Genomic DNA, 2,612 nt, shown 5'->3' with positions numbered 1-2,612 from the left:
ACAAGCCTTTCGCTGTCTATGTAAATTATCTGAGGGGGATTTTTCCGGCCTTCGATTGGCTGGTTCTGGCTAAAATTCTTATCTGAAAGAAAACGCACGACAGAAATCAAAAAAAGTCCGTTTCCGATGGATTTTCCGTCAGAGCGCAAAAGCATGACAAATTTTTCAAGGTATTTTTTTGCTTCCTGCTGGTTTGGCTCTTCAACATCGCTCCACTTTGGATTTACAAAAAGCGGATATTCCGGCGAAAAACCGCAATTTACGCTCGAAGAAATGTTTTTTTCTGAAGAGGAATTTGAATTGAAGCACAAAACCGCCGAAAAATTTTCAGTTTTTTTTGCCTCTTTCTCCTGAATTTTGCTTATGACAGAAGGAATCACAAGCGCAAGTCCGGATTTTACGGCTTTGACTGTCGTTATAAAATAGAGTCCGAGCCTGTTAAAATAAAATTGAACCCGGACTTTTTTTCCGTCAAAAACCTTCACGCTTTCCGGCGGATTTTTTAAGAGAATTATTCCCTGATCAAGGACTGTTATCTGCTCTCCCGGAAGGGCAACAGGAAAAACGCCCGAAGCCACAGTTCGTATTCTGTGCCCGTTTTCGGATTTTTCGTTCTCAGCCGCTTTTTCCTGATCAATTTCAATTTCTTCTGTCAAAGTTACAGGAACATTTGCGTCCATTAAATACTGAAGGACAAGCTGGCGTTCAATTCCCGTCAACTGCGAAGAATTTTTTTGTGCGCCTGGTTGATTCTTTTCTTCCTGATTTTGCACCTAACTCTCCTATAAAAAGTCAAGATTAAAAAAGTTTGCAACGCAAACTTTTAAAGATAAAACCAGACGCCATTTTCGGCTGTTTTTATCTTGCATTCTTTTTGATTTTTTTCTGCATTTTTAAAATCTGCAGCTGGTTGATTTTCCAGTTTCCATTAGGATTCTTGAAAAAATAAAGAGCTACATCGGCAAAACCTTTTTTTTGCACAAAGCGGACAGGAACTTCGCAGAGAGAATTCATTTCAAAAGGCTCGCCTAGAATATACTCATCAAAAAGAATAATTTCCTGAACCGTTTGTTTTTCGGCGTCAGAAGACTTTTCACCAGTTTTTTCTTGATTTTGAAGCTCTTCGGATTTTTTTTCATCATTTTCCGGATAAGGAAAATCAAAAGTTTTTTCCCAGCGATTTTTTAATTCAATAGAAAAAAGCGCAAGCTCATAAATATCGGACGGATCAAAAAGATTTGAAGCAAATTTGCTTTTGCACAGCGAAGAGGCAAATTCCTCGGCCATTTTTTTGATTTCCGAATTAAAATTAGAAGTGTTTAGCGAGCCAAAATCTTCGACATAAGGAAAAACCGGCTCCAAACTTTTTGAATAAGCCGAATTTAAGAAAACCTGAGGAGTAAGTTTTATTTTTTTCTCTATAGTGTTTACAACGGAAATATCCTGAGAAAGCCTGTCTTTTTCAAGCTCAAAAGTCCAGTCGGTTCCGGTGATTTTTTTTTCGGCAACCGACTTTAACGAAGATGAATCCTGATCCGTATCGCCAAAATCGCTGTTTTTACAGGAAACAAGAACGAGACAGAAAACAGCAAAATAAAAAATAAACTTTTTTAGCATCGATAGCGTATTTTATCATAACAAAATATAAAATTAAAGGCTGAACTTTATCCGCTTTTATCAGGAAATTGGTTTTGCCAGAAAATTTGCACTCAATCTTTTTTTGTTTTATAATTCAGAAAATATTTTTTTACTAAAAACGGAGCAATTTGCGATGAATATTCATAACCTAATGGAAGAAGTTGTAGGCCACCGGATAAATAAACTTTACAATCAGATAAAAGAGGTTAACGCCTGCTGGCTTACCTGCGACTGCGAAAATTGCCGGGCTGATGCCATAAGCTATGTTTTAAACCGTGTCGCTCCAAGATACGTTGTAAGCGGCCGCGGAGTTATTCATGCGCGCGATGTTCTGCAAGATGCCCAGATAAAAGCCGATATTGACGCTATCGGAATCGAAGGAATCAGAATAATAAGCTCGACAAAAAGACCGTTCCACTCTTCCGCAAGAACAGAATGTATTGTAGAAGCCTGCGAAAAACCGGTTTTTAACTTTCCAATAATTCAGGGCTCAATTCTCGAAGGAAACACTTTTGAGCCGCTCGCAAATGCAACCGTAACGCTCAAGATGGACGGAAAAGAAGTTGATATGGCGGACATTACCTGGGCAAATCCGCTGAACACATACAGCAGCACAAAAGGCTCTTATAGCTTTTGGCCAAAAGCAATCGAAGCAAAAAAAGCAGACGAAACTAAAAAATTTAATTTTTCAATTGAAGTAAAACGTCCTGGCTATGATCAAGTAAATTACGCATTTGATACAGTTCTTATTTCAGAAAATAAAATCCGAAGAGAACTTGATACCACTGTTTCTTTAAAAATAATGGATCTAGTAATGTTTAGAGAAGAAATAAAAAACACAATGAACAGAATGATAAAAGGCTAAATAAATTGATTTTTTTAACTTTTTAAGAAAAAAGGTATTGAACTTTTTTTTTAGATTTGTTATATTAACAAAGTCGTTTGACGAAATGGGCATTTAGCTCAGTTGGTAG

At 37.1% G+C, this 2,612-nt stretch carries 3 protein-coding genes; 1 reads left to right on the top strand and 2 read right to left on the bottom strand.

Going from position 1 to position 2,612, the window contains the following annotated elements; all coding sequences use genetic code 11:
- Together B4N75_RS02675 and B4N75_RS02670 are read right to left on the bottom strand one after the other, a co-directional pair.
- A partial coding sequence (locus B4N75_RS02675; RefSeq protein ID WP_296706540.1) for a hypothetical protein occupies positions 1-773 on the bottom strand: 773 nt, incomplete at its 3' end.
- A gap of 85 nt (positions 774-858) precedes the next feature.
- Complete coding sequence (locus tag B4N75_RS02670) at positions 859-1,617, bottom strand: hypothetical protein (protein WP_296706538.1); 759 nt, start codon at positions 1,615-1,617, stop codon at positions 859-861.
- A gap of 154 nt (positions 1,618-1,771) precedes the next feature.
- Between B4N75_RS02670 and B4N75_RS02665 the strand changes: the two genes are divergently transcribed.
- Positions 1,772-2,503, top strand: a complete 732-nt coding sequence (locus B4N75_RS02665) for a late competence development ComFB family protein (protein WP_296019936.1) — start codon at positions 1,772-1,774, stop codon at positions 2,501-2,503.
- The last annotated feature ends 109 nt before the right edge of the window (positions 2,504-2,612 follow it).

This window comes from Treponema sp. UBA7570, assembly GCA_002477955.1.
Lineage (GTDB): Bacteria > Spirochaetota > Spirochaetia > Treponematales > Treponemataceae > Treponema_D.
This window is presented reverse-complemented; position numbering and strand designations above follow the sequence as displayed.

Coding starts and splice junctions, on each gene's coding strand:
- B4N75_RS02670 (WP_296706538.1), bottom strand. CDS start 1,617: ATGCTAAAAAAGTTTATTTTTTATTTTGCTGTTTTCTGTCTCGTTCTT.
- B4N75_RS02665 (WP_296019936.1), top strand. CDS start 1,772: ATGAATATTCATAACCTAATGGAAGAAGTTGTAGGCCACCGGATAAAT.